At 38.0% G+C, this 26,470-nt stretch carries 18 protein-coding genes and 1 pseudogene; 3 read left to right on the top strand and 16 right to left on the bottom strand.

Features of this window, described 5'->3' with window-relative positions; all coding sequences use genetic code 11:
- Positions 1-927: 927 nt before the first annotated feature.
- The 8 genes and pseudogenes from ACFIMQ_RS07795 to ACFIMQ_RS07760 form a co-directional block, all read right to left on the bottom strand.
- The gene (locus tag ACFIMQ_RS07795; protein WP_212112126.1) at positions 928-1,206 is read right to left on the bottom strand and encodes an HU family DNA-binding protein; all 279 of its coding nucleotides are present in this window, start codon (positions 1,204-1,206) and stop codon (positions 928-930) included.
- 232 nt (positions 1,207-1,438) lie between these two features.
- Positions 1,439-3,865 carry an endopeptidase La gene (gene lon, locus ACFIMQ_RS07790; protein WP_375703750.1) on the bottom strand — a complete coding sequence of 809 codons (2,427 nt, stop codon included), beginning with the start codon at positions 3,863-3,865 and terminating at the stop codon, positions 1,439-1,441.
- 160 nt (positions 3,866-4,025) lie between these two features.
- The gene (clpX, locus tag ACFIMQ_RS07785; protein WP_007347127.1) at positions 4,026-5,300 is read right to left on the bottom strand and encodes an ATP-dependent Clp protease ATP-binding subunit ClpX; all 1,275 of its coding nucleotides are present in this window, start codon (positions 5,298-5,300) and stop codon (positions 4,026-4,028) included.
- 183 nt (positions 5,301-5,483) lie between these two features.
- Positions 5,484-6,116, bottom strand: a complete 633-nt coding sequence (gene clpP / locus ACFIMQ_RS07780) for an ATP-dependent Clp endopeptidase proteolytic subunit ClpP (RefSeq protein ID WP_375616836.1) — start codon at positions 6,114-6,116, stop codon at positions 5,484-5,486.
- Positions 6,117-6,262: 146 nt separating this feature from the next.
- Positions 6,263-7,094 (bottom strand): annotated as a pseudogene (locus tag ACFIMQ_RS07775) (hypothetical protein).
- A gap of 10 nt (positions 7,095-7,104) precedes the next feature.
- Positions 7,105-8,481, bottom strand: a complete 1,377-nt coding sequence (gene trkA / locus ACFIMQ_RS07770; RefSeq protein ID WP_375607657.1) for a Trk system potassium transporter TrkA — start codon at positions 8,479-8,481, stop codon at positions 7,105-7,107.
- Positions 8,482-8,486: 5 nt separating this feature from the next.
- Positions 8,487-9,845 (bottom strand): sigma-54-dependent transcriptional regulator, encoded by a 1,359-nt coding sequence (locus ACFIMQ_RS07765; RefSeq protein ID WP_375609611.1) that lies wholly within the window; start codon positions 9,843-9,845, stop codon positions 8,487-8,489.
- Between the two features lies 1 nt (position 9,846).
- Positions 9,847-12,111 (bottom strand): ATP-binding protein, encoded by a 2,265-nt coding sequence (locus ACFIMQ_RS07760; protein WP_375616845.1) that lies wholly within the window; start codon positions 12,109-12,111, stop codon positions 9,847-9,849.
- Between the two features lie 177 nt (positions 12,112-12,288).
- Here ACFIMQ_RS07760 and rirA point away from each other — a divergent pair, with 177 nt between their 5' ends.
- Genes rirA through ACFIMQ_RS07745 form a run of 3 tightly spaced genes read left to right on the top strand, consistent with a single transcriptional unit; the run spans position 12,289 to position 14,432 of the window.
- The gene (gene rirA / locus ACFIMQ_RS07755) at positions 12,289-12,732 is read left to right on the top strand and encodes an iron-responsive transcriptional regulator RirA (RefSeq protein WP_375616833.1); all 444 of its coding nucleotides are present in this window, start codon (positions 12,289-12,291) and stop codon (positions 12,730-12,732) included.
- A gap of 24 nt (positions 12,733-12,756) precedes the next feature.
- Positions 12,757-13,947, top strand: a complete 1,191-nt coding sequence (locus tag ACFIMQ_RS07750) for a bifunctional 2-C-methyl-D-erythritol 4-phosphate cytidylyltransferase/2-C-methyl-D-erythritol 2,4-cyclodiphosphate synthase (protein WP_375703755.1) — start codon at positions 12,757-12,759, stop codon at positions 13,945-13,947.
- Positions 13,944-14,432, top strand: coding sequence for a CinA family protein (locus tag ACFIMQ_RS07745; RefSeq protein WP_375703749.1), 489 nt, complete (start codon positions 13,944-13,946; stop codon positions 14,430-14,432). Before ACFIMQ_RS07750 ends, ACFIMQ_RS07745 begins: the two co-directional genes overlap by 4 nt.
- Before the next feature lie 601 nt (positions 14,433-15,033).
- On the opposite strand, the gene ACFIMQ_RS07740 is transcribed toward ACFIMQ_RS07745, so the two are convergent.
- From ACFIMQ_RS07740 to bafA, 8 genes are all read right to left on the bottom strand, one after another.
- Entirely contained in the window at positions 15,034-15,495 is a 462-nt protein-coding gene (locus tag ACFIMQ_RS07740; protein ID WP_375703748.1) for a type II toxin-antitoxin system RatA family toxin, read from the bottom strand.
- A gap of 2 nt (positions 15,496-15,497) precedes the next feature.
- Positions 15,498-16,460 carry a lipoyl synthase gene (lipA, locus tag ACFIMQ_RS07735; RefSeq protein ID WP_375614947.1) on the bottom strand — a complete coding sequence of 321 codons (963 nt, stop codon included), beginning with the start codon at positions 16,458-16,460 and terminating at the stop codon, positions 15,498-15,500.
- A 67-nt stretch (positions 16,461-16,527) separates the two neighbouring features.
- Positions 16,528-17,988 (bottom strand): dihydrolipoyl dehydrogenase, encoded by a 1,461-nt coding sequence (lpdA, locus tag ACFIMQ_RS07730; RefSeq protein WP_375703747.1) that lies wholly within the window; start codon positions 17,986-17,988, stop codon positions 16,528-16,530.
- A gap of 223 nt (positions 17,989-18,211) precedes the next feature.
- Positions 18,212-19,555 carry a pyruvate dehydrogenase complex dihydrolipoamide acetyltransferase gene (locus ACFIMQ_RS07725; protein WP_375703746.1) on the bottom strand — a complete coding sequence of 448 codons (1,344 nt, stop codon included), beginning with the start codon at positions 19,553-19,555 and terminating at the stop codon, positions 18,212-18,214.
- Positions 19,545-20,933 carry a pyruvate dehydrogenase complex E1 component subunit beta gene (locus tag ACFIMQ_RS07720; RefSeq protein WP_375703745.1) on the bottom strand — a complete coding sequence of 463 codons (1,389 nt, stop codon included), beginning with the start codon at positions 20,931-20,933 and terminating at the stop codon, positions 19,545-19,547. Before ACFIMQ_RS07720 ends, ACFIMQ_RS07725 begins: the two co-directional genes overlap by 11 nt.
- Positions 20,934-20,949: 16 nt before the next feature.
- The gene (pdhA, locus tag ACFIMQ_RS07715) at positions 20,950-21,990 is read right to left on the bottom strand and encodes a pyruvate dehydrogenase (acetyl-transferring) E1 component subunit alpha (RefSeq protein ID WP_375703744.1); all 1,041 of its coding nucleotides are present in this window, start codon (positions 21,988-21,990) and stop codon (positions 20,950-20,952) included.
- Between the two features lie 118 nt (positions 21,991-22,108).
- On the bottom strand, positions 22,109-22,438 hold the full coding sequence (locus tag ACFIMQ_RS07710; protein WP_375703743.1) for a septum formation initiator family protein: 330 nt from the start codon (positions 22,436-22,438) through the stop codon (positions 22,109-22,111).
- Positions 22,439-23,472: 1,034 nt separating this feature from the next.
- Positions 23,473-26,037 carry a BafA family autotransporter gene (bafA, locus tag ACFIMQ_RS07705; RefSeq protein WP_375703742.1) on the bottom strand — a complete coding sequence of 855 codons (2,565 nt, stop codon included), beginning with the start codon at positions 26,035-26,037 and terminating at the stop codon, positions 23,473-23,475.
- Positions 26,038-26,470: the final 433 nt, after the last annotated feature.

Here is a 26,470-nt window from a genome sequence, read left to right as displayed (position 1 = left end):
AGATAGAAAATACGCAAATAAAGCTGTGATTTTATAACTATTAATAACTTTATACTATATAATATATATTATTTGATAACAGAAGTTTTCTGTTTTTTAACTTCCTCTCTCAAAATTTGTGATATTCTCTCATTTTAACTCTTGTGTGATGAAAGCAAAACGCTCGCTTGCATATCACACGTGAAATAAAGACAGGAAGAAAAAATATTTTAAGACAGAGCCCAATCTCTTTCTCATTTCAAGCACCAAGAAAAATCACAATATTAAAAACGAAAAAGAATGATGATGCTACTTTATCAATTTACAATGAATTGATTTATAATAATAATTTGTATCTTTCTATATTGCATGAAAAACCTGAATATCGTAAAATTCTTTTATTTCAAACTCATCTTATGGTAAAATAATGAAAATCATCCGCTTGGTGCTTCGCAAGCGAAGTTAGTGTGTAAATAAAGAACTATGAAAAAATGAATAAAACTACTCCTTGTGAATTCATCTCAAATGCTGAAAGCTCGTCACAACAGTATAGGAACTGAAAAATAGCATGATGACACCAACCTTACTCTTTTATTAAGCGTAAAAATGGTGTTATATAATAGCTTTTATACACTTCATAGAGCTTTTCGTCTTACACTATTTACAGGTCTTTGTTTTTAAATAAAGATCAAGAACTTTAAGGTATAACAAAAGCTCCCATCACATTTTATAAACGATACAGTGCTCTATTCCATTAAAAATGGCTAAAAACAATCCACTCCAAATCTACGGTATTTTACGCAATATTTAAAATCATTAAAAATACCAAAATATATAAATAAGAAAAATACCGCAAAGATTCAGAATTTTTATATGAAAAACGCGCATAATACACGCGTTTAAAAAACCCGCTTATAAATAAATCGGGTTTTTTAAATGTCATTTAAATTATTTTTTATTAACTGCTTCTTTAAGGCTTTTTCCTGCAGAAAATTTTGGGACAGAACGCGCTGGAATATTGATTTCAGCACCAGTTGAAGGATTACGCCCCTTCGTAGCAGCACGATGAGAAACTTCAAAAGAGCCAAAACCTGGAAGACGAACATCTCCCCCTGAAGCCAAAGCTTCTGTTACAGAAGCCATAAAAGCATCAACAACAGCACCAGCTTGCGCTTTCGAAACGCCTGCCTTTTCAGCAACGGAGCTAACCAATTCACTTTTATTCATAGAACATTTCCTTTCCCTATATTACCTGACAACATGACTTAATCATGTTATTAGTCAGTTTATTGAAAAGTACAGCAAACAGAAGTCTTATTTTTATACAAAACATTGTTTTTTAGCAATAATCACAGTTATTCACGGATTTTTTCACTTTTTTCAACAAAAAACGGAATCATAACCACGACAACGCCCTCTGCCACTTAAAAAAATGCACTCAATAAATGAGACGAATGAATCAGTGCGCAATCTGTATTCCTTCACTATCGCTGCCCTCTGATCTGATGGGGACAGCCACTGTAGAAGGCTCCTTCCATTCAATAGTATCAGGAAAATGAACCAAAGCCTGTTTCAAAACTTCACTCACATGATTTACCGGAATAATTTCCATGTTATTTTTGACATCATCAGGAATATCAACCAAATCTTTTGCGTTTTCTTCAGGAATAAGGACTTTTTTTATCCCTCCTCGAAGAGCTGCTAAAAGTTTTTCTTTTAATCCACCAATTGGTAAAACACGTCCACGTAAAGTAATTTCACCAGTCATTGCAATATCTTTATGCACAGCTATCCCTGTAAGTACCGAAACAATTGCTGTCACCATTGCAATCCCAGCAGAGGGGCCATCTTTGGGTGTCGCTCCCTCTGGAACATGAACATGGATATCGCGTTTTTCAAAAAGTGGAGGTTCAATACCAAAATCAATAGCACGAGAACGTACATAAGATGCTGCTGCTGAAATGGACTCTTTCATGATATCACGTAAATTTCCAGTTACAGTCATCTTGCCTTTGCCGGGCATCATGACCCCTTCAATGGTCAATAACTCTCCACCAACTTCTGTCCACGCAAGGCCTGTCACAACACCAATTTGATTTTCTCCTTCAATCTGATTATAGTGGTAACGTTTAACACCCAAAAAATCATTGATATTATTTTCTGTAACTTTTACAGATTTTTGATGTGTTTTGAGAATTTTTGTAACAGATTTACGGGCAACTTTCATGAGCTCACGCTCAAGGTTACGAACTCCTGCTTCACGTGTGTAAAACTGAATAATCGACCTGAGTGCTCCATCAGAAATGCTGAGTTCTTTTTTAGACAAACAGTGATCTTTTAGCGCCTTTGGTAAAAGATGCTGTTTAACAATTTCCATTTTCTCACATTCAGTATAACCCGCAATACGAATAATTTCCATTCGATCCATTAATGGACCTGGAATATTAAGCGTATTTGCCGTTGTGATAAACATGACATCAGAAAGATCATATTCAACTTCCAAATAGTGATCAATGAATGTACCATTTTGTTCAGGATCAAGAACTTCTAATAAAGCGGATGAAGGATCCCCCCGAAAATCTTGTCCCATTTTATCAATTTCATCAAGCAAGAAAAGCGGATTAGATTTTTTTGCTTTTTTCATAGACTGGATAATTTTTCCAGGCATCGAACCAATATATGTTCGGCGATGTCCGCGAATTTCTGCTTCATCCCGTACACCTCCCAACGAAATACGAACATATTCACGCCCTGTTGCCTTTGCAATAGAGCGAGCCAATGATGTTTTCCCCACACCAGGAGGACCTAACAAACAAATAATGGGACCTTTTATCTTTGATGCGCGACTTTGTACGGCCAAATACTCAATAATTCGCTCCTTAACTTTTTCAAGACCGAAATGTTCATTATTCATGATCTTTTCAGCAAAATCTAAATTGTTTTTAATCTTAGATTTTTTGCCCCAAGGCATTGCTAATAACCAATCAAGATAATTACGTACAACTGTCGCTTCTGCAGACATAGGAGACATATTGCGTAATTTTCTCAATTCTGTTCCAGCTTTTTCCTGTGCTTCCTTGGAAAGTTTTGTATTCTTGATACGTTCTTCTAATTCAGAGAGCTCATCTCGGCTATCATCACCGGCTCCTAACTCTTTTTGAATAGCCTTCATCTGCTCATTGAGATAATATTCTCGTTGGTTTTTTTCCATTTGTCGTTTAACGTGTGAACGAATACGTTTTTCAACCTGTAAAACGGAAATTTCCCCTTCCATGAAGGACAAAATACGTTCAAGACGGGCCCGTACAGGTAAAAGCTCTAGTATCTCCTGTTTTTCTCCAAGTTTAATCATCAAATGAGAGGTAATCGTATCTGCAAGCTTAGAAGGATTATCAATCTGGCCAATTGCATTAACAATTTCAGGAGAGATTTTTTTATTAAGCTTTACATAATTTTCAAAATAAGCAATCACTGATCTTGAAAGAGCCTCAATCTCAACATCACTCTCTTTAGGTTCTTCTATAACAGTTGCAAAAGCCTGATGATAATCTTCACTTAAAGCAAATTGACTAATTTTTGCACGTGCAGTTCCTTCAACCAAAACCTTTACAGTACCATCAGGAAGCTTTAAAAGTTGAAGAATATTAGCAAATGTACCAATATGATAAATATCCTCTGATTTTGGATCGTCATCAGAAGCATTTTTTTGTGTCACCAAGAGTATTTGCTTGTCAACCGCCATCGTTTCTTCAAGAGCACGAATTGATTTTTCACGGCCCACAAAAAGTGGAACAATCATATGGGGGAAGACAACAATATCACGAAGAGGTAAAACAGCATAAACCCCATCTCTTATTTCATCTGTCTTTTCATCAATATATTGCATAATTCTCCTTTCTGGAGCCTATGAGCTATCTACAATAACAAACCCACCGTTAAAAACCTTTAAGCCCTTCATAATACATGAAGTGGTAATTGCTAACACATAAATCAAGCATTATAACGATATCATTAGAAATACCGTTTATATTGTCCATCGCACAATGTCATGCTGATACATTTTCTTTATCTTCTGCACGTTCTGAATAAATATAAAGAGGACGCGCTTTCCCATCAACCACATCACTCGAAATAACCACTTTTTGAACGCCTTCAAGAGCTGGTAGTTCAAACATCGTTTCAAGAAGGATCTTCTCCATAATAGAACGTAAACCACGTGCACCAGTTTTACGTTCAATAGCTTTCTTCGCAATAACACGTAAAGCATCTTCATGAAATGCTAACTCAACATTTTCCATTTCAAAAAGACGCTGATATTGCTTTACTAACGCATTTTTAGGTTGTGATAAAATTTGTACAAGGGCGTTAACGTCTAAATCCTCTAAGGTAGCAACGATAGGAAGACGCCCAATAAACTCTGGTATTAAACCAAATTTTATAAGATCTTCAGGCTCTAAATCACGAAAAATCTCACCAACACAACGCTCATCAGGTGCCTTAACAGTCGCAGAAAAACCAATAGAAGTTTTTTCACCACGCCCTGAAATAATCCGTTCTAAACCTGCAAAAGCTCCCCCACAAATGAATAAGATGTTTGTGGTATCAACCTGAAGAAACTCTTGTTGCGGATGTTTACGTCCACCTTGTGGAGGAACAGAAGCAATCGTTCCTTCCATAATCTTTAATAACGCTTGCTGAACTCCTTCTCCCGAAACATCTCTTGTAATAGAAGGATTATCTGCTTTACGAGAAATCTTATCGACCTCATCAATATAAACAATACCACGCTGCGCACGTTCAACATTATAATCCGCAGCTTGAAGAAGCTTTAAAATAATATTTTCAACATCTTCACCCACATAGCCTGCTTCAGTCAAAGTGGTTGCATCCGCCATCGTAAAAGGCACATCAATAATACGTGCTAATGTTTGTGCGAGATAAGTTTTACCACAGCCCGTTGGACCAACAAGAAGAATATTTGATTTAGCCAACTCAATATCATTGCTTTTAGACTGATGCGCCAACCGTTTATAATGATTATGAACAGCAACAGAAAGAACACGCTTTGCATGCTGTTGACCAATAACATAATCATCAAGAACTGTTATAATTTCTTGTGGAGTAGGAACACCATCACGCACCTTAACCCCAGAAGACTTATTTTCTTCCCGAATAATATCCATGCAAAGCTCTACACATTCATCACAGATAAATACAGTAGGACCCGCAATGAGCTTACGCACCTCATGCTGACTCTTGCCGCAGAACGAGCAATAGAGAGTATTTTTTGATTCGTTCCCGCTATTGCTAATTTTGCTCATTTTTCTTTCCTTTCACCACGATATATGAACACTTCGCCTTTTCAAAGGAAGCTTTTCATCATGAAAACTAAAAGACATATAGAAAACCATGCATGTCTCAATATTTTTAGGTGTTTCTCTAAACTTTGCGATATTTTTATAAAACTCTTTATTTTAAAGTAGCTATTTTTTCTATAAAAATTCTTAATCTTTTTCTTCTTTTTCAGTTTCTGCACGATATTGTATAACATCATCAACTAAGCCAAACGCTTTGGCTTCTTCTGCTGTCATAAAATGATCGCGATCGAGAGTTTTTTCAATGACCTCATAATCTTGACCTGTATGTTGAACATAAATTTCATTTAAGCGCCGTTTCATCTTTATAATATCTTGTGCATGTCGTTCAATATCTGAAGCCTGGCCTTGAAAACCACCAGATGGCTGATGCACCATAATACGCGCATTTGGCAATGTAAAACGATGACCCTTTGCTCCAGCTGTTAACAATAAAGACCCCATAGATGCCGCCTGCCCCATGCACAGCGTAGAAACAGGAGGACGAATAAACTGCATAGTATCATAAATAGCCATACCAGACGTCACAACACCACCTGGAGAATTAATATAAAGATTAATTTCTTTTTTAGGATTTTCCGCTTCCAAGAAAAGCAATTGTGCACAAACAAGCATTGCCATACCATCTTCAACAGGACCATTAATAAAAATAATCCGCTCCTTTAAAAGACGGGAAAAAATATCATAGGCCCGTTCACCACGATTGGTTTGTTCAATAACCATAGGAACAAGGCTTAATGTTGTTTTCATTGGATCACTCATATTTTTACTTTCCGTTCATATAACAATCGCTCTTTACACATTCAATGTTTTTATCCATAGGCTAACATTACTCTCTTGTGCAAGCTACAATCAAAAGCTGTTTAGGATAGATTAAAATCCCAATTATTAAAATAGCAATAATAACTCTACCTAAAAAAATCATGAATATCAGGAATGCGAGATACCGCCCAATGGTAAAAACTTCCTTCCTGAGGTTTTTGCGTCGTCTTTGTCTTTCTGTGAATATGAAATCCTATCAAGCGTGAATCGGTGAGCGGTTTTACGCCAAAAGCTGGTTCGTTTTACGCCAAAAGCTGGTTCAAAGATATATTCAGACTTTCGCCCAGTCCAATAATAAAAAGTTTCCTTTCCCTTTGCTTCATGAAAAAAACCATATCTTTTTGCTAATCGTGAAATACCATCATTACCAAATATCGTAACGCCAAGATTTCCTGGTAAAATCGGCATTTTTTTCCTCTTTAGCCAGAACGGCCTCCAAACACGACGCTTAAACCCAAGCCAATAAGGAATAATTTCTGTACCCGCCCAATAATCTTCAAATACTTTTATAATAGGGTTATCGGGCGGAAAATAAAGTGCAGAAACGCCCACTCTTATATTATTTTCTCTTGCCAACCAAACCTTATTCGTATCTGGATGAAATTGTTTAACAAGGTAAACATCTGTATCTAACCAAACACCTTGTTGATATTTCATCAGCATAACACGAAAAAAATCTGAGAACTGAACAATTGTACATCCTAGTTTATCATCAGAAAAATTGGGATCAAGGCGATAAATTGCTGAGCGTGGTACAATTGATTCGGCTTCATGCAACTCAACACCAGCAGGCAGATTATCTATGTCTTTATCATAACTAAAAAGCTTAACGCGCTGTCCAGTTTTAACCATTGAGGACAAACAAAGCCTATCCACCAATCTTAATTGCCCACTATACCAAAAAGTACAAATATCCATAGATCATATATCAAAAATATTCTAAGCTTACACGAAAGAGTTGTTCAACATCGCGAACACACTCCGCAAGAGCGAAAATCACTATTCTATCACCGGACAAAATACGCATATCCGCCGAAAGCTGTATGATTGTTTTATTGCGATAAATTGCACCAATTCTCAAACCATCTGATAAATTGAGCTCTGATAATGACTTCCCAACCAATGAAGATGTTTGCATCACCTCAGCTTCAATAATTTCTGCGCGACCATTAAAAACGGAATGAACAGAACGAATACGCCCACGGCGCATTTGTTGCAAAATTCTCGATATTGTAACGCTATGGGGATTAAGATAGGCATCCACACCAACAGCACGACTAAATTCTTGGTAGGCAACATTATTAATCAATACCATATTAGCTTTGCAGCCCAACCTTTTAGCAATAATAGCGCTTAAGAGATTAACTTGATCTTGATTGGTCAATGTAATCATTAAATCGGCTTGATCAATCCCTGCATCTTGAAGAATGACTGGATCTAACACATTACCATATAAAACAGTTGTTTTTTCAAGCTGATCAGCAATTGTGAGGGCTCTTTCTCTATGCGATTCTATAATCTTCAATTTTAATTTATGGAGACGCTTTTCAATAGCCTGAGCAACATAAAGGCCAATGTGCCCCCCCCCTGCAATAATCATGCGGTGAGCATCTTGTTCTTTATGACCAAAAAGCCCAACAGCACGACGCATCTGTTCACGAGCAACAACAAGATAGGTTATATCACCGACACGTAATTGTGTTTCTGAATGTGCAATCAATAATTCCGAGCCACGTTTAATAGCGGTAACCGTTGTTTGAAGATCTGGAAAAAGCTCTGTTAATTGACGCAAAGGTGTATTAATAACGGGACAATCTTCCATACATTCCAAGGCTAACGCAACAATATCATCATTACAAAAATAAAGAACATCTATTGCACCAGGTAAAGCAATACGGCGTAAAACCATTTCTCCAACTTCAACTTCTGGTGAAATAACTACATCAATGGGAATATTTTCTCTAGAAAAAAGCGTCTTATAACGCGGTTCTAAATAAGATTGTGAGCGAATACGAGCAATTTTTGTGGGAACATTAAATAATGAATGTGCTACTTGGCAAGCAACCATATTCACTTCATCAAACAAAGTGACAGCAATCAACATATCAGCTTTGTCTGCATCTGCAGCCAAAAGAACTTCAGGCCGTGAACCATGACCAACAAAACCTCTCACATCCAATGTATCGCGAATCTTTTCAATTAATCTTGTTTCAATATCAATAACAGTAACATCGTGATTTTCAGCAGCAAGACGCTCTGCTATCCCATAACCAACCTGTCCTGCTCCGCAAATAATAACACGCATAGGCTTTAAGAAACTCCAAGCGCTTTAAGTTTACGGTGCAAAGCTGAACGCTCCATGCCTATAAATTCAGCAGTACGCGATATATTTCCACCCAAACGTCCAATCTGCGCCACTAAATATCTCTTTTCAAACAATTCTCGTGCTTCACGCAACGGTAAATCCATTATACTCTCATCCGAATCCATTTGAAGACGTGGCAAAGAATCATTCACTTCACTGGGAAGAAAATCCGCTGTTATAGGACCATCCCCATCCCGCACAAGAATAAGAAGACGCTCAATATTATTACGTAATTGTCTTACATTACCCGGCCAAGCATGCGTTTGCAAAATAGCGATCACATCATCACTGATTTCACGTGGCTTAATCCCAACCTGTTGTGATATTGTTTTTACAAAATGATGGACAAGTTCTGGAATATCTTCACGACGAGCAGAAAGGGGCGGAACAGTAATGGGAACAACGGAAAGACGGTGGAAAAGATCTTCTCTAAAGCGCCCGTCAGAAATGAGGTTTTCAAGATTTTGCGCTGTCGAAGAAATGATACGAACATCTACTTTAACACGTTTTGTACCGCCAACTCTCTCAAATGTTTGCCCCGTTAACACCCTAAGAATCTTACCTTGAGTCTCACGTGGCATATCAGCAATTTCATCAAGATAAAGTATTCCACCATGGGCTTCCTCCAAGGCACCGATCTTGCGCTCTCTTCCCTCCATTTCGCTGCCAAACAACTCTATTTCCATTCTTTCCGGAGTAATCATTGCTGCATTTATTGTAACAAATGGCCCATTTGAACGTGTTGAGAATGCATGAATAGCTCGTGCAACAGTCTCTTTTCCCGCTCCTGAAGGACCTGTTATCATGATGCGACTATTGGTTGGCGCTACTTTTTCTATGATTTGACGCAAATTTCTTATAACTGCTGATTTTCCGAGCAGCTCCAATGTCTCGTTTGAACGTTTTCGCAATTCTAAAAGCTCACGTTTTAAATTTGAGTTTTCAAGTGTTCTCTCTGCAACCAATACAAGTCTATCAGCTTTAAAAGGTTTTTCAATGAAATCATAGGCCCCTCGCTTTATAGCAGAAACGGCAGTCTCAATATTACCATGACCAGAGATCATAACGACCGGAAGAGCTGGATAGTGTGTTTTAATTTCATCAAGCAACGCTAAACCATCGAGGCGACTCCCCTGTAACCAAATATCTAAAAAAATGAGCTTTGGAATACGCTCACTAATTTGAGCTAATGCTTCATCAGAGTTACAAGCAACACGCGTTTCATAGCCTTCATCATCCAAAATACCAGCAACAAGTTCACGAATATCCGCTTCATCATCAACAATCAAGATATCTGATACCATACTATTCCCCTATCTTATGATTTATAGCTTGTATAATACTACCCTGCTTACCCCCAACCGTCGGAAACATCAAACGGATCATCGCACCACGACCTTCATAAAAACTCTCCGGTGCATCATGAAGCTCCATGGAACCACCGTGATCTTCAATAACTTTGCGCACAATGGCCAGCCCGAGTCCTGTTCCCTTCTCCCGTGTTGTTATATAAGGTTCTAATAACTTTTGTCTTTGCTCTTTAGGAAGTCCTTTTCCGTTATCAACAACATCCACAACCACCCATTCTTCTTGATGATAAGAACGGACAAGAATATGGCCGTGAATATTTTCCTCTCGCATAACTGAATCTATGGATTCGCTCGCGTTTTTGATCACATTGCAAAAAGCCTGTACAATGAGACGGTTATCAAATGCACCCATAAGAGGTAGACTTCCTAAGTCTTGCTCAAAATGAATATCATGTCGTGTCACTTCTATCAAGAAGCATGCTTCACGCAACAATTCACGTATATCTAAAACATGCATTTGTGGTTTGGGCATACGGGCAAAAGAAGAAAACTCATCAACCATACGTCCAATATCTCCAACCTGTCGAATAATAGTTTCAATACACCGCTCAAAGACCTCTCTATCTTGTGTAATAACTTTGTTATAACGTTTACGAATACGTTCAGCGGATAATTGAATAGGTGTGAGGGGATTTTTAATTTCGTGTGCAATACGCCGTGCAATATCCGCCCATGCTGCTGTACGTTGCGCTGCAACAAGGTCTGTAATATCATCAATTGTTAGAACCCAAGATCGCCCCTGTCCATCATCTTCCTCCATCGTAACTTGGACATTACAGACACGCTCTTTTCCTGCAACGTTTAAAGTGACCTGTTCACGGTGATTTTTACGATCCAATGAACGCGCAAACTGAAAAACCTGCCAAATTTCAGCACTTAAAGATAAAAGACTTTGTCCAACAACGTGTTCAGAGCGAATATCAAACATCGCTTCAATAGACCGATTGATAATGGTAATATCACCATTATCATCTATTCCTGCTACGCCCGCCGTTACACCCGATAACACAGCTTCAGAAAAACGCCGTCTCTCATCAATTTGATCACGCACTGCAATCAACTCATTGCGCCGACTTTTCAATTCACTAACCATATAATTAAAAGTTTTAGATAATTGCCCAATATCGCCATCTTTTGCTCGTACTGGCACGAAAATTTCCATATTCCCAGAAGCAACATCATCAGCAGCACTAATGAGAAGACGAATAGGACGTACTAAGCGATCAGCCACAGCAATAGCAGCCCAAATAGCTGATAGGAATAAACTAAAAAAAAGACATAAATAAAGCATACCAAATGCAATTTGTGTCAGAAGGCGATTTTCATTTAAATCACGATAACGATCCGTATTGACTTCTGTCAAACGCAAAGCAGATAAAACACCTTTATCAACGTCACGCACCAAATATAAAAATGTGTTTGGAATATTGGTAAATTTTAAAATAATACCGAAATAATCATGAACGCCTGGTTGAAAAGAAAAAGGCCTTGCACTGGTTGCACGCTCAATAAGATTGGAAGGAGGAATTGGTAGTTTATCCTCATCACCAAGAGCACTCGATACAAAAATAGTTCCACTAGAACTTAACAAAAATGCACCACGCAAATTGCGTCCTATAGCATGACGCGTCAATTGCATCCGATATTCAGCTGGATTACGTTCTAAAAGTTTTTTATTATCAAGTGCAAATGCCATAGCGTAGGATAAATTTTTTAAATTTTGAAGCATTTCATCTGCATAAGCATTTGCTAAATCAATAGAAGAACCCACAATTTGCCGCGTTGTTGTATCAAACCATCGATCAAGTCCCAAATTCAGTGCTGGCCCTGACACAAGAGCTACAGCAACAGCTGGCATTGTTGCAACAAGTGCAAACAATGAAATAAGGCGCACATGAAGACGTGAGCCTGCACGCCTTGAACGCCAAGCACGAATGATCGGAACCATCTCATAAAAAACGATGATAACAAGCCCTAAAACCCAAAAACTATTAATCCCTATAAGAATAAGGGTTACTGTTCTACTGGGAACAACAGGAGTTAAGCCAATAAGAATAATGAACGAAACAGAGGCTGTAAGTAAAGCCAACACAATAATTGTAATACCTAAAAAGATATATATCTTACTTAAACGATACAACTCATCATTAAAAGTATTTTTATCTATGTCTTGAAGATTCGTCACAGATGTTACATTCATCATAAGCTTACATACCCTTATTCCCATTATCCTCATATAATCTTTTGTAACAAAAATTGACAATAATAATACTACATTTAAAATAGAGCAAATATAGTCAATGAGAAAGAACTTCTGCATTTTGCAAAATATCTTTAAAATAAACTACGTTCGACGATACTTTACAAAGGAAATGAGATGCGATTAACAAAACAAACAAATTATGCTCTTCGGATGCTCATGTATTGTGCAGATAATCAGGAAACTCTCAGTCGTGTTCCAGAAATTGCTAAGGCATATGCCGTTTCAGAACTTTTTTTATTTAAAATCCTTCAACCGCTTGTTCAAGCAGGTTTTATCCAAACAGTGCGTGGACGCAATGGTGGCGTTAAATTGGCTAAACCCGCAGCAGAGATTTCAGTCGCTGATGTTGTGAAAGTAACAGAGGATAACTTTTCCCTAGCAGAATGTTTCGATACTGCAGAACCAACTTGCCCCTTGTTTGATTTTTGTGGTTTAAATACCGCACTTCAAAAAGCATTAAATGCTTTTTTTGAGGTGTTATCCGTGATATCCCTTGCTGATCTACAACAACCATCCTTTCAAAATCATTTTAAAATTAATGATAAAAAAGCAAACTAAGATTATAATACAAGGAGATTAAGTATTTCTATTGCAGCAATAATATTAGCCGCTGGACGGGGTGAAAGAGCAGGATCTCCCCATAAAATTCCAAAACAATATCGGCTTCTAGGACAAAAGCCAATTATTTATCATACCGTGCATTGTTTTTTGCAGCATCCAGCTATCACAACAATTATTCTTGTTATTCATCCAGAAGATCGTCAAATCTGTGAACAGGCTATCGCCGACTTTAAAGAAAGCCTTATTATCGTTGAAGGAGGCGATACACGTCAAATCTCTACCTTATATGGACTTCAGGCACTCAAAAAATTTAATCCACAATATGTGCATATTCATGATGGTGCGCGCCCTTTTATCGAAAACAAGCTTCTTAATAACATTCATACCACCGTTACTCCTCAAGAAGGTGTTCTTCCTGTTCTGCCCATCTCTGATACCCTTAAACGTATAAATAATCAGCATGTTTTAGAAACAATTCCCCGTACCCATCTTTATAGTGCACAAACTCCACAGTGTTTTCCCTTTGAACATATCTTAGCGGCCCATAAACAAGCAAAACAAGCTTGCAAACAAGAATTCACTGACGATTGCGCAATTGCCGAATGGTTTGGAATTCCTATGCTTACTGTTCCAGGTGATCCTAACAACATAAAAATTACATGGCATGAAGATTTTAATACTGCACATTTATATCTCCAAAAGAAAATGCAAATATTTCCTGATATTCGTACCGGCAATGGTTATGATGTTCACTCTTTTGAGGATGGTGATTTTCTTATATTATGTGGTATAAAAATCCCTTTTCATAAAAAATTAAATGGACACTCCGATGCGGATGTTGCTCTTCATGCATTAACAGATGCCCTTCTTGCAACTCAAGGTGCTGGAGATATCGGTACACATTTTCCTCCCTCTGATCCTCAATGGAAAAATGTATCATCAGAAATTTTTCTCCGTCATGCTCTTGATATTATAAAACAAGCAGGTGGTCGTATCGCCAATGTTGATATCACAATTATCGCTGAAAATCCTAAAATTGGTCCCTATCGTCATGCCATGACAGAAAATCTTATGACAATACTTGCAATAACACCTGATCGAATCTCTATCAAAGCAACAACAAATGAACGGCTTGGATTTATTGGTCGTGGTGAGGGAATTGCTGCTCTTGCAACAGCGAGCGTTCTTTATTCAGGAGAAATTCCCCAATGACATATCTTTGTGAAAAACAAGCACATGAAGTCCTTAATACCTTTCGCCAAAAAGGTTTGCTGTTAACAACTGTAGAGTCTTGTACAGGAGGACTCATTGCTGCAAGCCTCACAAATATTGCAGGATCGTCAGATGTTCTCGATTGTGGATTTGTTGTTTATTCAAATGAATCTAAAACACGCCTTGTTGGCGTATGTGCTGAACTTATAAAAACCTATGGTGCCGTTTCAAAAGAAGTTGCTCTTGCAATGGCTGAAGGCGGATTAAAACATTCACAAGCTGATATTGCAGTTTCTGTAACAGGCGTTGCAGGACCAGGAGGCGCAAGTCTCAATAAGCCTATAGGACTTGTGCATTGCGCAATTGCTTACAAAAATCACTCCTCCCTACACAAAGAAATGCACTTTGGTCATCTTAATCGCAATGCTATCCGCCATGCAACAGTTGAAAATGCTTTTAAAATGATTCTGGAATTTCTTCACTGAATTCTCCCCACCAATTTTAAAACTCTCTATTCCACGTTGAGTCTATAATCATCAACCTCTTAAAAAAATAATTTATTGTATCATAAGTTGAAAATGAAAGATCTCAATAGCGTAAAGTTATCTCACTTTAGTCCTGTGTAGATTGAATTAATCAAATTTATTCACTTGCACGCCACAAGAGAAAAAACTGTATAAATAAAATGATCAAAGAAAGGGACACTTGTACCTCTCTCTCAGATGCTAAGAGCTGGCATAACATCTTGAGAGATGGCAAATAAATGGTGCTGACTGACTTCTTCATAAGTGTATAAATGTAGATTTTATACACTTTTACGAGAATCTATCCTATTTATTATGAGCACTATTATGAAATGGATATGATGCAAGCATGCTCTATTTGGGCGTTTTTTTAACAAATGTGCATCCATTAAAAAAGAGAGAAACAAAAGCGTGAAGCTGTGCATCATCTTCATCACTTAAAGTGATATTCCTTCAGTATGCTTTTGAAAGCTGCATTAAAAATAAATCGTAAAGATGAAAATCAGTTTTCATCTTTACACTTTTATAAACAATGTGTATTGTTAAAAAATAACAGAGTAAATTATGCTATTGTCGAGCCATAAATCTGATGTGCACGTTTTTCAAAGGCATCGGTAAAATTACGAAACGCGATATCAAACATTGAACCCATCAGGCGTCCCAGTATTTTACTTTTAAATTCATAATCAATAAAAAACTCTACATTACATGCATTGGTATTTTCAATATTATGAAAGACCCAACGATTTTCAAGATATTTAAATGGACCATCAATATAGTTAACCTCTATCAAACTTTTCTTCGGCTGAAGAAAAACCTGGGTCGTAAAAGTTTCTCGAATAACTTTATAACCAACTGTCATATCTGCAAGAAGCAATGTCTTTTCGTCACATTCCTTGCGAGAACGTATTGTTAAAGCCTCACACATTGGTAAAAACTCAGGATAACGTTCAATATCTGACACAAGATCAAACATCTCATGAGCACTATGGGCAACTTGCCGATGTGTTGAAAAAGTTGGCATAATTATCTCTGTAAGGAAAATTTTTCATCACGCGCTTTTTGCAAAATGGCAAAATCATCTCCAGCATGATGAGATGAACGCGTTAGAGGATTGGAGGCCATATGTAAAAATCCTTTTACTTTACCAATCTTGGCAAAAGACTCAAATTCTTCAGGAGGCACAAAACGAACAACTGGATGATGTTTTCGTGTAGGCTGCAAATATTGTCCAATTGTCATAAAGTCAACATCAGCAGCGCGCAAATCATCCATCAATTGCAAAACTTCATTTCGCTCCTCCCCAAGGCCAACCATAATTCCCGATTTTGTAAAAATTGTTGGATCAAGTTCTTTAACACGTTGTAATAAACGAATTGAATGAAAATAACGTGCCCCTGGACGGACCTTCAAATATTTAGAAGGAACTGTTTCTAAGTTATGATTAAAAACATCAGGCTTAGCAGCAACAACAACTTCTAAAGCGCCATCCTTATGACGAAAATCAGGTGTAAGAACTTCAATTGTTGTTTTAGGAGTTTTTTGACGAATCGCATAAATAACTTTTGCAAAATGCTCAGCACCACCATCAGCAAGATCATCACGATCAACAGATGTAATGACAACATGTTTTAGTGCCATCTGTGCAACAGCATCAGCGACACGTTCTGGCTCATTATGATCAACGGCAAGTGGAATACCTGTTGCAACGTTACAAAAAGCACAAGCACGCGTACATATTTCACCTAAAATCATAAAGCTAGCATGCCTCTGGCTCCAACATTCGCCAATATTAGGGCAACCAGCTTCTTCACATACAGTCACTAACTTATGCGTACGTACAATACCATGTGTTTCCTTATAAATTGGTGATGTTGGCGCTTTTACACGAATCCAATCCGGCTTTTTTTGAACGCTTGTATCCGGACGATGCGCCTTTTCAGGATGGCGCAAACGTCTATTCGTAACTCTATCAACAACCGTAACCATTTAAGCCTTTGCCTTATAAATACGAAGGAGCAATGAAAAATTTAAGATCTTTCATACAATCTAATCATCAAGCGTTTAAAACTTGATCATAAGCATCCAATACACTTTCTTTCATCATTTCCGATAAAGTCGGATGTGGAAAAACAGTATGCATTAATTCTTCCTCTGTTGTTTCAAGATTCATGGCAATGACAAACCCCTGTATTAATTCTGTTACCTCAGCTCCTACCATATGGGCCCCAAGAAGCTGTCCTGTTTTTTTATCAAAAATTGTTTTTACTAACCCTTGATCTTCACCCAGAGCAATCGCTTTGCCATTCGCGGAAAAAGAATAACGACCAATACGTATATCATACCCTGCTTCTTTTGCTGTCGCTTCTGAAAGCCCTACAGAAGCAACTTGCGGTGTGCAATAGGTGCATCCTGGAATTTTTTTCTTATCAAGCGGATGAACATTCTTTAAACCAGCAAGATGTTCAATACATATTACGCCTTCTTCTTCTGCTTTATGGGCTAACATAGGAGGACCTGCCACATCACCGATAGCATAAATACCCGAAACGCCTGTCCAACTCCATTCATCAGTTACAATACACCCACGATCGGTTTTTATTCCCAGAGCTTCTAATCCAAGATTCTCAATATTACCCTGCACCCCAACAGCAGAAATCAACCGATCAACAGTCATTGTCTCTTTTTTACCTTGAATATCAATATGTACAGTTACAGAATCGGAAGATTTTTCAACCCTTGTTACTTTTGCTTGACGAAGAACACGTAAACCTTTTTTCTCTAATTGTTTACAAGCAAATGTTGAAATTTCAATATCTTCAGCAGGCATGATGTGGGGCATTATTTCAACAACAGTGACTGTCGCTCCCATATCATGATAAAAAGAGGCAAATTCAATGCCTATAGCCCCAGACCCTATGACCAAAAGCGATTTTGGCATTTCTGGCGGTATCATAGCTTCAAAATAAGTCCAAATGAGATTTCCATCTGGCTCAATACCAGGAAGGACACGAGGACGTGCACCCGTTGCAATAATGATATGCTTTGCTTGGTAAGTTCCCTCTCCCAAGGTCCCTTTAGGGACTGGATTTTGTGGTTGCATAACCGGTTTGGAGGATGAAGAAACCATAATTTCCGCAGGCTGGCTTCCCTTTGCTTCTTTAGTAAGCTTTGCTTCACCCCAGATAATATCAATTTTATTTTTTTTCATTAAAAAAGCAACACCAGCATTTAAACGTGCTGAAACACCGCGTGAACGTGCCACAACATTTTTGATGTTTGCCTCAATTGAACCATTAATTTTTAGTCCATAATCTTTTGCATGTTCAGCAAAATGTTTCATTTCCGCTGAACGTAAAAGAGCCTTTGTTGGAATACATCCCCAATTTAAACAAATCCCTCCCAAATGTTCACGTTCAACAATCGCAGTCTTAAAGCCACATTGCGCTGCACGAATTGCGGTTACATATCCGCCTGGACCTGATCCAATCACAATTACATCATAAAGATTTGCCACAGTAATTCCTCCATGGATATATATAAAATGGATATGCATTTTTTGAACTTAAGACTGAAAATGAACATAACAGAATTATCTTATTTCTTTATACTCTAAGCTTTCTATAAATGCTTTACCCAAACTAGAAACAGCAATACCTCTGCTCCTCAAACTCTTTAAATTTGTTTTTATTCTCTTAAATACACTCTCTCACAATTTACGTGAAGAACTGTTAAACAGTTCAAACCAACATTGCTAATGGATTTTCAATCATCTTCTTAAAAGTCCGCGCGAGCTCTGCTGCTAAAGCACCATCGACAGCACGATGATCCGCAGAAATTGTAACTGACATAACTGTTGCAATGGCTAATGCACCATTTTTAACAACAGCACGTTGCTCCCCTGCACCAATCGCAAAAATTGTCGCATGCGGTGGATTAAGAATAGCAGAAAAACTTTTCACACCATACATCCCCATATTGGATACAGCTGTTGTTCCACCCTGATATTCTTCCATTTTTAACTTGCCCTCACGCGCACGCTTTGCAAAATCCTTCATCTCTTTGGAAATAAGCGATAACGGCTTTTCCTCTGCATGGCGAATAATCGGCGTAATTAATCCATTGGGAATAGAAACAGCAACCCCAACATCACAATGTTTATGATGAAGCATTCCACCTTCAAGCCAAGAGACATTCGCATCAGGAACCGCTTTCAAAGAAAGTGCGACAGCTTTGATCACCATATCATTAACAGAAATCTTATAAGTAGGCTTAGCTTCTTCCTGCATCTTAACCATTGGTGCAGCAGCATTCAATTGTGTACGCAGCGCTAATAGCGCATCAAGTTCACAATCTACCGTTACATAGAAATGTGGGACCTTCTGTTTTGATTCCACCAAACGTGTAGCGATTGTTTTACGCATATTATTATGGGGTATGAAAACATATTCATCCTCTTTGAAGAGTTTCAGTATCTGTTTCTCAGAAGCACCTGCGGCTACTGGCTCTCCTGTCTGTAACAAATAAGAAGTCTTAGAAATATCACCGCTCATAACTTTTTCTACATCACGCTTAATAATACGCCCATGCGGACCACTCCCAGAAATAAGGGATAAATCAAGACCTGCCTGAGATGCTAATCGCCGCGCTAAGGGAGAGGAAAAAAGACGAGGGCCCTTTTTATCTTGCTGTATTAATTGTCCAGTTGATGATTCATGAGATATTTTTGTATCCTTGGAATCCGCCCGCTTCGGAGAATCTATCTGTTTGATGCCCTTTGGTTCTTGTCTTGTAGAAGAAGAGATTTCTTCTGCAACTTTTGCAGCTTCAGCTAAATCTTCACCTTCTTCTGCTAAAACAACAATTAAAGCATTCACTTTAACGCCTTGTGTTCCAGCAGGAACGATAATTTTGGCAACCCTACCTTCATCAACAGCTTCGACTTCCATCGTCGCTTTATCCGTCTCAATTTCAGCAATAACATCACCAGAGGAAACCTTATCTCCCTCCTTAATATTCCATTTTGTTAAATTTCCCTCTTCCATTGTAGGGGAAAGCGCTGGCATTGTAATCTTAATGGGCATCGTGCTTTCCTCCGTTTGCTCTGTACGTCACAGCCTTAACAGCCTCAATAATTTCAGCCGTATTAGGCAAAGCCAATTTCTCAAGATTAGCTGCATAAGGCATCGGAACATCTTTGCCAGAAATCGTAGCAATTGGCGCATCAAGATAATCAAAAGCCTGCTGCATAACACGCGTTGCGATTTCAGTTCCCACAGATGACTGAGGAAATCCCTCTTCAATTGTAACCAAACGACCTGTTTTTTTAACTGAAGAAAGAATTGTTGGAAGATCCATCGGACGAATGGTCCGTAAATCAATTAATTCAACATCGATACCAAGTTTTTCAATTTCAGATAAAGCTTCAACCGCGTAATGCATTCCAATCCCACATGCAACAATTGTCACATCTTGTCCAGACTTATGAATACGCGCCTTACCAATAGGTAAAACAAAATCATCGAGTTGAGGAACATCAAATTGATGCCCATACAAAATCTCATTTTCAAGGAAAACAACAGGATTATCATCACGAATAGCTGCTTTTAGCAAACCTTTTGCATCTGCAGCGCTATAAGGCATAACAACTTTCAGACCTGGTATATGACTATACCATGCTGCATAACATTGAGAATGTTGAGCACCAACACGGGCAGCTGCACCATTGGGACCACGGAAAACCATAGGAGCAGTCATTTGTCCACCAGACATATAACGTGTTTTTGCTGCTGAATTAATAATTTGATCCATCGCCTGCATCGCAAAATTAAATGTCATAAACTCGACAATAGGACGTAACCCTCCAAAAGCAGCACCAACAGCCAACCCAGCAAAACCGTGCTCTGTAATAGGAGTATCAATAACTCGGCATTCCCCAAATTCTTCCAACAAACCTTGGCTAACTTTATAGGCACCTTGATATTGCGCAACTTCTTCCCCCATAAGGAAAACTTTTTCATTACGCCGCATTTCTTCAGCCAAAGCCTGATTAAGCGCTTCACGAACTGTCATCGTAACCATTTGGGTACCCGCTGGAATATCAAAATCAGGAGTCATATCAAAAGGAGGAGACTTCGGAACTGACGAGGAAAGAGAGAGTGGAGATTCTTTAGGTTTTTGTGTTGCATCAGTAGGTTGCGAAATATCCTCAGCACGCTCACCTTCTTCTAATAAAATCGCAATAACAGTGTTAACCTTCACGCCTTCAGAACCTTCAGGCACAAAAATTTTACCAAGAGTACCTTCATCAACGGCCTCTACTTCCATTGTAGCCTTATCCGTTTCAATTTCAGCAATAACATCGCCAGAGCTAACCTTATCACCTTCTTTCTTGAGCCATTTAGACAGTTTACCTTCTTCCATAGTTGGTGAAAGCGCCGGCATCAAAATATCAATAGACATACTTGCTTCCCTCGCATCAAACTAAAATATCAGTATAGAGCTCAGAAGCATCTGGCTCTTGATCACTTTGTGCAAAATCTGCCGCATCCGCAACAATTGCACGAACCTCTTTCTCAATAGATTTTAAATCGTCCTCGCTCGCCCAATTTTTTTTAAGAATCCGACTTTTTACTTGATCAATCGGATCGTGTTCCTCTTTTATTTTTTGGACTTCTTCCTTTGAACGATATTTCGCTGGGTCAGACATGGAATGACCACGATAGCGATAGGTTTGCATATCAAGAATGATTGGCCCTTTACCTGAGCGTGCCCAAGAAATTGCTTCATCAGCAGCTCCTTTTACTGATCGAACATCCATACCGTCAACAACAATACCTGGAATTTCAAAAGAAAGACCACGACGGGAAAAATCAGTTTCTGCAGATGCACGTGAAACGGACGTTCCCATAGCATACTGATTGTTTTCAATAATATAAACAACAGGCAGCTTCCAAAGTGAAGCCATATTAAAACTCTCGTAAACCTGCCCCTGATTTGCAGCACCATCACCAAAATAAACCAATGTCACATTATCTTTACCAAGATATTGATTCGAAAATGCCAAGCCTGAACCAATGGGAACCTGCGCCCCAACAATACCATGTCCCCCATAAAAGTTTTTTTCTTTAGAGAACATATGCATCGAGCCACCTTTTCCTTTGGAAAAGCCCCCTTGGCGCCCCGTTAATTCTGCCATAACACCACGCGGACTCATCCCAACCGCTAACATATGTCCATGATCACGGTAAGACGTAATAACCTGATCACCTTCTTTTGCCGCTTTCAATGTTCCAACAACAACGGCTTCTTGCCCAATATAAAGGTGACAAAATCCCCCAATAAGCCCCATGCCATAAAGTTGTCCTGCTTTTTCTTCAAAACGGCGAATTAAAAGCATTTCACGATAGGCAACAATTTCTTCCTCTTTTGTAAAATCTGCTATTGGTGCTTTCTTTGTGGTGCTTGATAATGCAGTGCGCGCCGCCGACGCAGAATTTTTTTTAAGTCGTTCTGCCATATTAAACTCCCTTTTATGATCGTTTAGGAATAACCTTTACGAACAAAAGTTACAAGCCTTATCAATCAGCTTAAACAATATCATCGGTGATTGTTGTTTAAATTAAGCGATTTTTTATTCACTTTTGGCAGCCTTTACAAGGCGTTAAGATTGTCAATTCATTGGACTTAGAAAAGTTTAAATTTTTTCGGACATATTCATCTAACATGTCCTTTTCGATATGTCCATTGCGTAAAAGAGAAATACGCTTTTCTATGAATATCCGCTCAGCTTCTATTTTATGAAGCTCCTTTTCTAATTCACTAATATGCTGATTAACTTCACTGCGTGAATATAACCCATACTCACCATGATAAATGTGGTAACTGAAATAGCTTAAGACTCCCACCGTCATAAGAGGCAGTACAAAGCGTACTTTGATTGATCGACGTTTCTGCTTTGTCCACATAAAATAGCACAGTCTTTACAGCACAAATTTCTTAATATTTTGCCCAACTATGCACGATTTTGATTAACACCTCATTACCAATCTAGAAACGTAAACAATTTTTTATCACCAATTTATCCCCCCTCAAGACAATCAAAGTAAGCTGAATGCCCCACTTTGTTATATGACAAATATTGGATATCCCACTAACTTGTGATTTTACACCCAGCTTTGTCTTTAAAATTTCCTGTTAAAATGACTATAAAATCAATCAATACCCAAGGTGTAATTATAAAAATAATCCCTAATCCAAAAGTAAATGCTAGACTGATTATACTTAGTATATTTATAAGAAGCATTGCAATGCCAGTTCTAACTTTACAAACCATAAAACGATGAATCCACAATGACCAAAACACAAGCAAACGATCGCTAACAACACTTTTGATTGTTGTGACAGCCCTGCTGACAAAATAGGGACAACAGATTTAATGGGGCACACCCTTCACGTAAAACAGAGCGCTATTGCGTTGCAATTCCACGGGCTTATTTTAAAGAGATATCTCTCAAAGCCCCAAGCCCATTTCCTAACGTTGACCATGAATAGTATAATGGTAAATCCGTGAGCGTCATTATCTTTACGCTTATGGCGAAGCAAACCGGTACCATCACGCACTTTTCTAGCTCTAAAATGCTGCAACGCAACACTCTTTTATACTTGAAGCAATTTATAAGAGGTATTTTTAGTTCTCTCTTGTACAATTTTTATCCACGCAAGCTTCCCCGCTTGTGACGTGTAAGAAAATGGTTTTGATTAATTTAACATGGAGCAGATTTGAAATAAGAGAATTTTACGATATTTGAAACTCTCATTCAACATGCAAAACAATGAACACTCTTTAATAAATTAATACCTTATCTTAGAAGAGAGTATAAAAGCATCCTTACTCTTTGAGTAAGATCTCTATACTCTCGAGAAGACAGAGTTAGCGTTATCTGTTTAAGCTTGCAAAACAATGACATTTATAAAGTTAATCAGCCGTGTACACACATATTTAGAAACTATAGCGTAACCCCAAAATACCTTGAAGAGCATTCTTAATCTTATGTCCTTTTAGATAGTATGTTTCCGCATAAAGTGTTAGTTTATCATTGACCGAACCGTTTAAACCAATTCCCAATTTACCCGCACTGCCTGATAAGTCCGTGATAAATTTATGCTGGTTATTAATTGTCGTATAATTATTATCTATATTCTCACGCAACCAAGCTGCCATAATGTAAGCTGTTAATGAAGTTTCTGAATTCACAAAAAATTCATGTCCTGCAGTCAATCCAACTTCACTGCGGAATGAAGTCAATGGGCTTAAATCACCGACCATTCCATTGGAAAGTTTTATTTTTTTACCTTCAACCTGCAAACCTGTTAGCTTGATATAAGGCTGCATCCAAGTATTCTGTGCCGGTTCAAAATAACAACCAATCTCAAATGATCCACCTATCGCCCACTGATTGTAATGACTTTGAATCACTAAGCTATTCGTTGAGATGGCTTTCAAATCATCCTGGTAATAATTATATTTCAAAACACTATCCATATACCATCCACGATGATCAAAATAAGTTGCGTAAGTTCCAATGCTGTAAGAGCTCAAACTACTGTCACCACCTCGTGCATGAGAAACACGTGCTTGATCATAACTTCCAAAACCACCAACATACAAATCTCCATGCCTTAATTCACTCAACTGATCAGCACCAAAGACTAAACCTGTCTGCCCAAGTTTAAAGTGTGTATGGCCTGTCGCAATGCGTTCTCTACTCTTAATTGCATAAGTCCATAATTCGATATCTTTCTTATTTCTGTCCCAAATTTTTCTACCATTCCGTATAATTTGCAACTCATTGTTAAAAATAAGTCCAGGAACTACGGACAACGTTAACACTGCATCTGTAGAGGGAGTCGTTGATGTTTCACCAGGAAAAAAAGGATTTGTTGGATCTGGAATAGAGTTTTCTGGCCCACTGAGACGGTCTGCCGATAAAAACCACACTTTTCCATTTTCATCCTTTCTTTCTTTCAATCCATACATATAAGTTCCACCATCAATGGCGTTAATTTTTTCACCCTTAAGATCTGTCAGCGTAAAATTCGCTCCACCACTTTGATCCGTAATTAAATCACGTTTATTTGAAAAAGGATCCGTGATTTCAACGCCAGAATCAGCAACACTTATCGTATGATTTCCAGCCCCTTTCTCAACCAAGAGATAATCACCACGATTATGAGCAATCGTAGTATTGAATGCAAAATGTAAACTGCCTGAAAGATTATTCACATGCAGCTGAGAATAATATGGATCGGAACCAGTAAATGCAAAAATAACACTCCCCTCACCACTTAATTTTTGTATCAAAGAGCTTTTTCCATCAAACTCATTAGTAATAGAGTACAGTTTTGTATCTTTTCCATTCAAAATAATATCTTCTACTGTAGTGCGATGTTGATCATTCCCAGCATAAAGATGAAGTTGCCCAGAATGATTTACCTGTGTTTTGCCTTCTAATGTCGCTCCAGCATGCACCCATGATTTTGTTTCATCATTCATTGTTAGATTTTTTACAGATCCATCAGTATCTATTTCCTGAATAGCGTTCTCATTTAAAGTAACTCCAATGGACTGACCACCTTTTAAGATACGCTGTTTACCACCACCAAAAACCTCTGTATCAAACGCAAAACCACCATTTTTTGCACTTTGAGATTTTTTTCCAATCTCTTGTACGCCCCCTCGCATAACTTTCGTATTCCAAACTTTTCCCCCATCATATACTTTTTGTTGGCCTAGTGTTTCATCTTGACCATAAATTACGGTATGAGAAGCACTACTCCCTTTAACCTCTTCTCCAACATCCCCTTCCCCGAAAACCAGTTGCTCACCACCATAAATTTTAGTCCCCTCTACTTTTCCTCCATTTCCAACACTTTGTTGTCCTCCTTCTTTAACAACAGCATTTTTCGAAAGTCCTTGTTTTCCCTTTAAAGCCTCAACATTTTCAATTCCACCATGTTCAATTTTACTATTCTCACTGAGACCTCCTGCATACACATAAAGCTCTGCACCATTCTTTACTGTATTATTAATGGATCGCCCAGGACTATCAATCTCACCATCATTTGAAATGTATGCTTTACCTTCATTATCAAGGATATAATTTTCTAGCAGGGCCCCATCTTTAATGGAGATAAGTTCAGGTTTTTTAAGAAACGCAGTATTTTGTTCTTGTGTATTATATCCAATATTGTCACGATGACTGCTGTCAAGCGCCTGTTGACTCACGAATATTCTAGAACCCTTATCCATAGTAAAATCGCTAGGCTTTTTTAAAAAGTCTAATTCATTGCGCGTTCTAACCATGACATCATGAGAGGTTCCAAGGATGCATCTTGCTGATTTCATATCCTCATTGTATTGATTGTGAAATACTTTGTCATTTTCATAACTTGAAGATTGACAAAAAAGCGGTGCCCCCCCCTCATTTGCAGAAGCAGCATGCACAAAACAGCTGCTCAACATGAGTATCCAAAAATTTCGTTTCCATTTATATTGTATCGCCATATCCTCCCCCTTCACGTCTGCATAGACACCAAACGTAATTAGCTCTACAAAATATATTTTCAACCTTAGATTGCAATAATCCTTCTTAAAAATCCTTCTTATCTCATAAAAAACTGTTCTTTACAGTTTTTTGAATACTTTTTTGATCAAGAATATAAGAGCGTTTTTATAGTGCTTCTTTAGCATTTCCTCGGAGTTTTCTTATAAAAGAAAAAAGTAATGCATAATCAAGTATATAAGGGTATACAGTTTATCATGAAAAGCGAAGCTGCATGCTCTGAAAAATTGTTTTCTGAACCTTCATTAAAGACCTTTAAACAATCATACATTTAAAGATAACTAAAAAATAACCATATAATTAAAAACTATAGCGTACACCTAAAATACCCTGAAGGGACTGTTTTGTTTTACGCCCTTTAACATAATGGGCCTC

Source organism: Bartonella sp. AD13SXNS (assembly GCF_042196465.1).
Classification (GTDB): Bacteria; Pseudomonadota; Alphaproteobacteria; order Rhizobiales; family Rhizobiaceae; genus Bartonella.
Note: the sequence above shows the minus strand (reverse complement) of the source record. Positions and strands in the feature narration are given on the sequence as shown.

Bases quoted from the DNA above. Each gene is read 5' to 3' on its own strand.
- clpP (WP_375616836.1), bottom strand. From the start codon at position 6,116: ATGAGTGATCCAATGAAAACAACATTAAGCCTTGTTCCTATGGTTATT.
- rirA (WP_375616833.1), top strand. From the start codon at position 12,289: ATGCGATTAACAAAACAAACAAATTATGCTCTTCGGATGCTCATGTAT.
- bafA (WP_375703742.1), bottom strand. From the start codon at position 26,037: ATGGCGATACAATATAAATGGAAACGAAATTTTTGGATACTCATGTTG.
- ACFIMQ_RS07765 (WP_375609611.1), bottom strand. From the start codon at position 9,845: ATGGTATCAGATATCTTGATTGTTGATGATGAAGCGGATATTCGTGAA.
- ACFIMQ_RS07710 (WP_375703743.1), bottom strand. From the start codon at position 22,438: ATGTGGACAAAGCAGAAACGTCGATCAATCAAAGTACGCTTTGTACTG.
- clpX (WP_007347127.1), bottom strand. From the start codon at position 5,300: ATGAGCAAAATTAGCAATAGCGGGAACGAATCAAAAAATACTCTCTAT.
- ACFIMQ_RS07760 (WP_375616845.1), bottom strand. From the start codon at position 12,111: ATGAATGTAACATCTGTGACGAATCTTCAAGACATAGATAAAAATACT.
- trkA (WP_375607657.1), bottom strand. From the start codon at position 8,481: ATGCGTGTTATTATTTGCGGAGCAGGACAGGTTGGTTATGGGATAGCA.
- ACFIMQ_RS07795 (WP_212112126.1), bottom strand. From the start codon at position 1,206: ATGAATAAAAGTGAATTGGTTAGCTCCGTTGCTGAAAAGGCAGGCGTT.
- ACFIMQ_RS07740 (WP_375703748.1), bottom strand. From the start codon at position 15,495: ATGCCAACTTTTTCAACACATCGGCAAGTTGCCCATAGTGCTCATGAG.
- ACFIMQ_RS07720 (WP_375703745.1), bottom strand. From the start codon at position 20,933: ATGTCTATTGATATTTTGATGCCGGCGCTTTCACCAACTATGGAAGAA.
- ACFIMQ_RS07725 (WP_375703746.1), bottom strand. From the start codon at position 19,555: ATGCCCATTAAGATTACAATGCCAGCGCTTTCCCCTACAATGGAAGAG.
- lipA (WP_375614947.1), bottom strand. From the start codon at position 16,460: ATGGTTACGGTTGTTGATAGAGTTACGAATAGACGTTTGCGCCATCCT.
- ACFIMQ_RS07745 (WP_375703749.1), top strand. From the start codon at position 13,944: ATGACATATCTTTGTGAAAAACAAGCACATGAAGTCCTTAATACCTTT.
- pdhA (WP_375703744.1), bottom strand. From the start codon at position 21,990: ATGGCAGAACGACTTAAAAAAAATTCTGCGTCGGCGGCGCGCACTGCA.
- lon (WP_375703750.1), bottom strand. From the start codon at position 3,865: ATGCAATATATTGATGAAAAGACAGATGAAATAAGAGATGGGGTTTAT.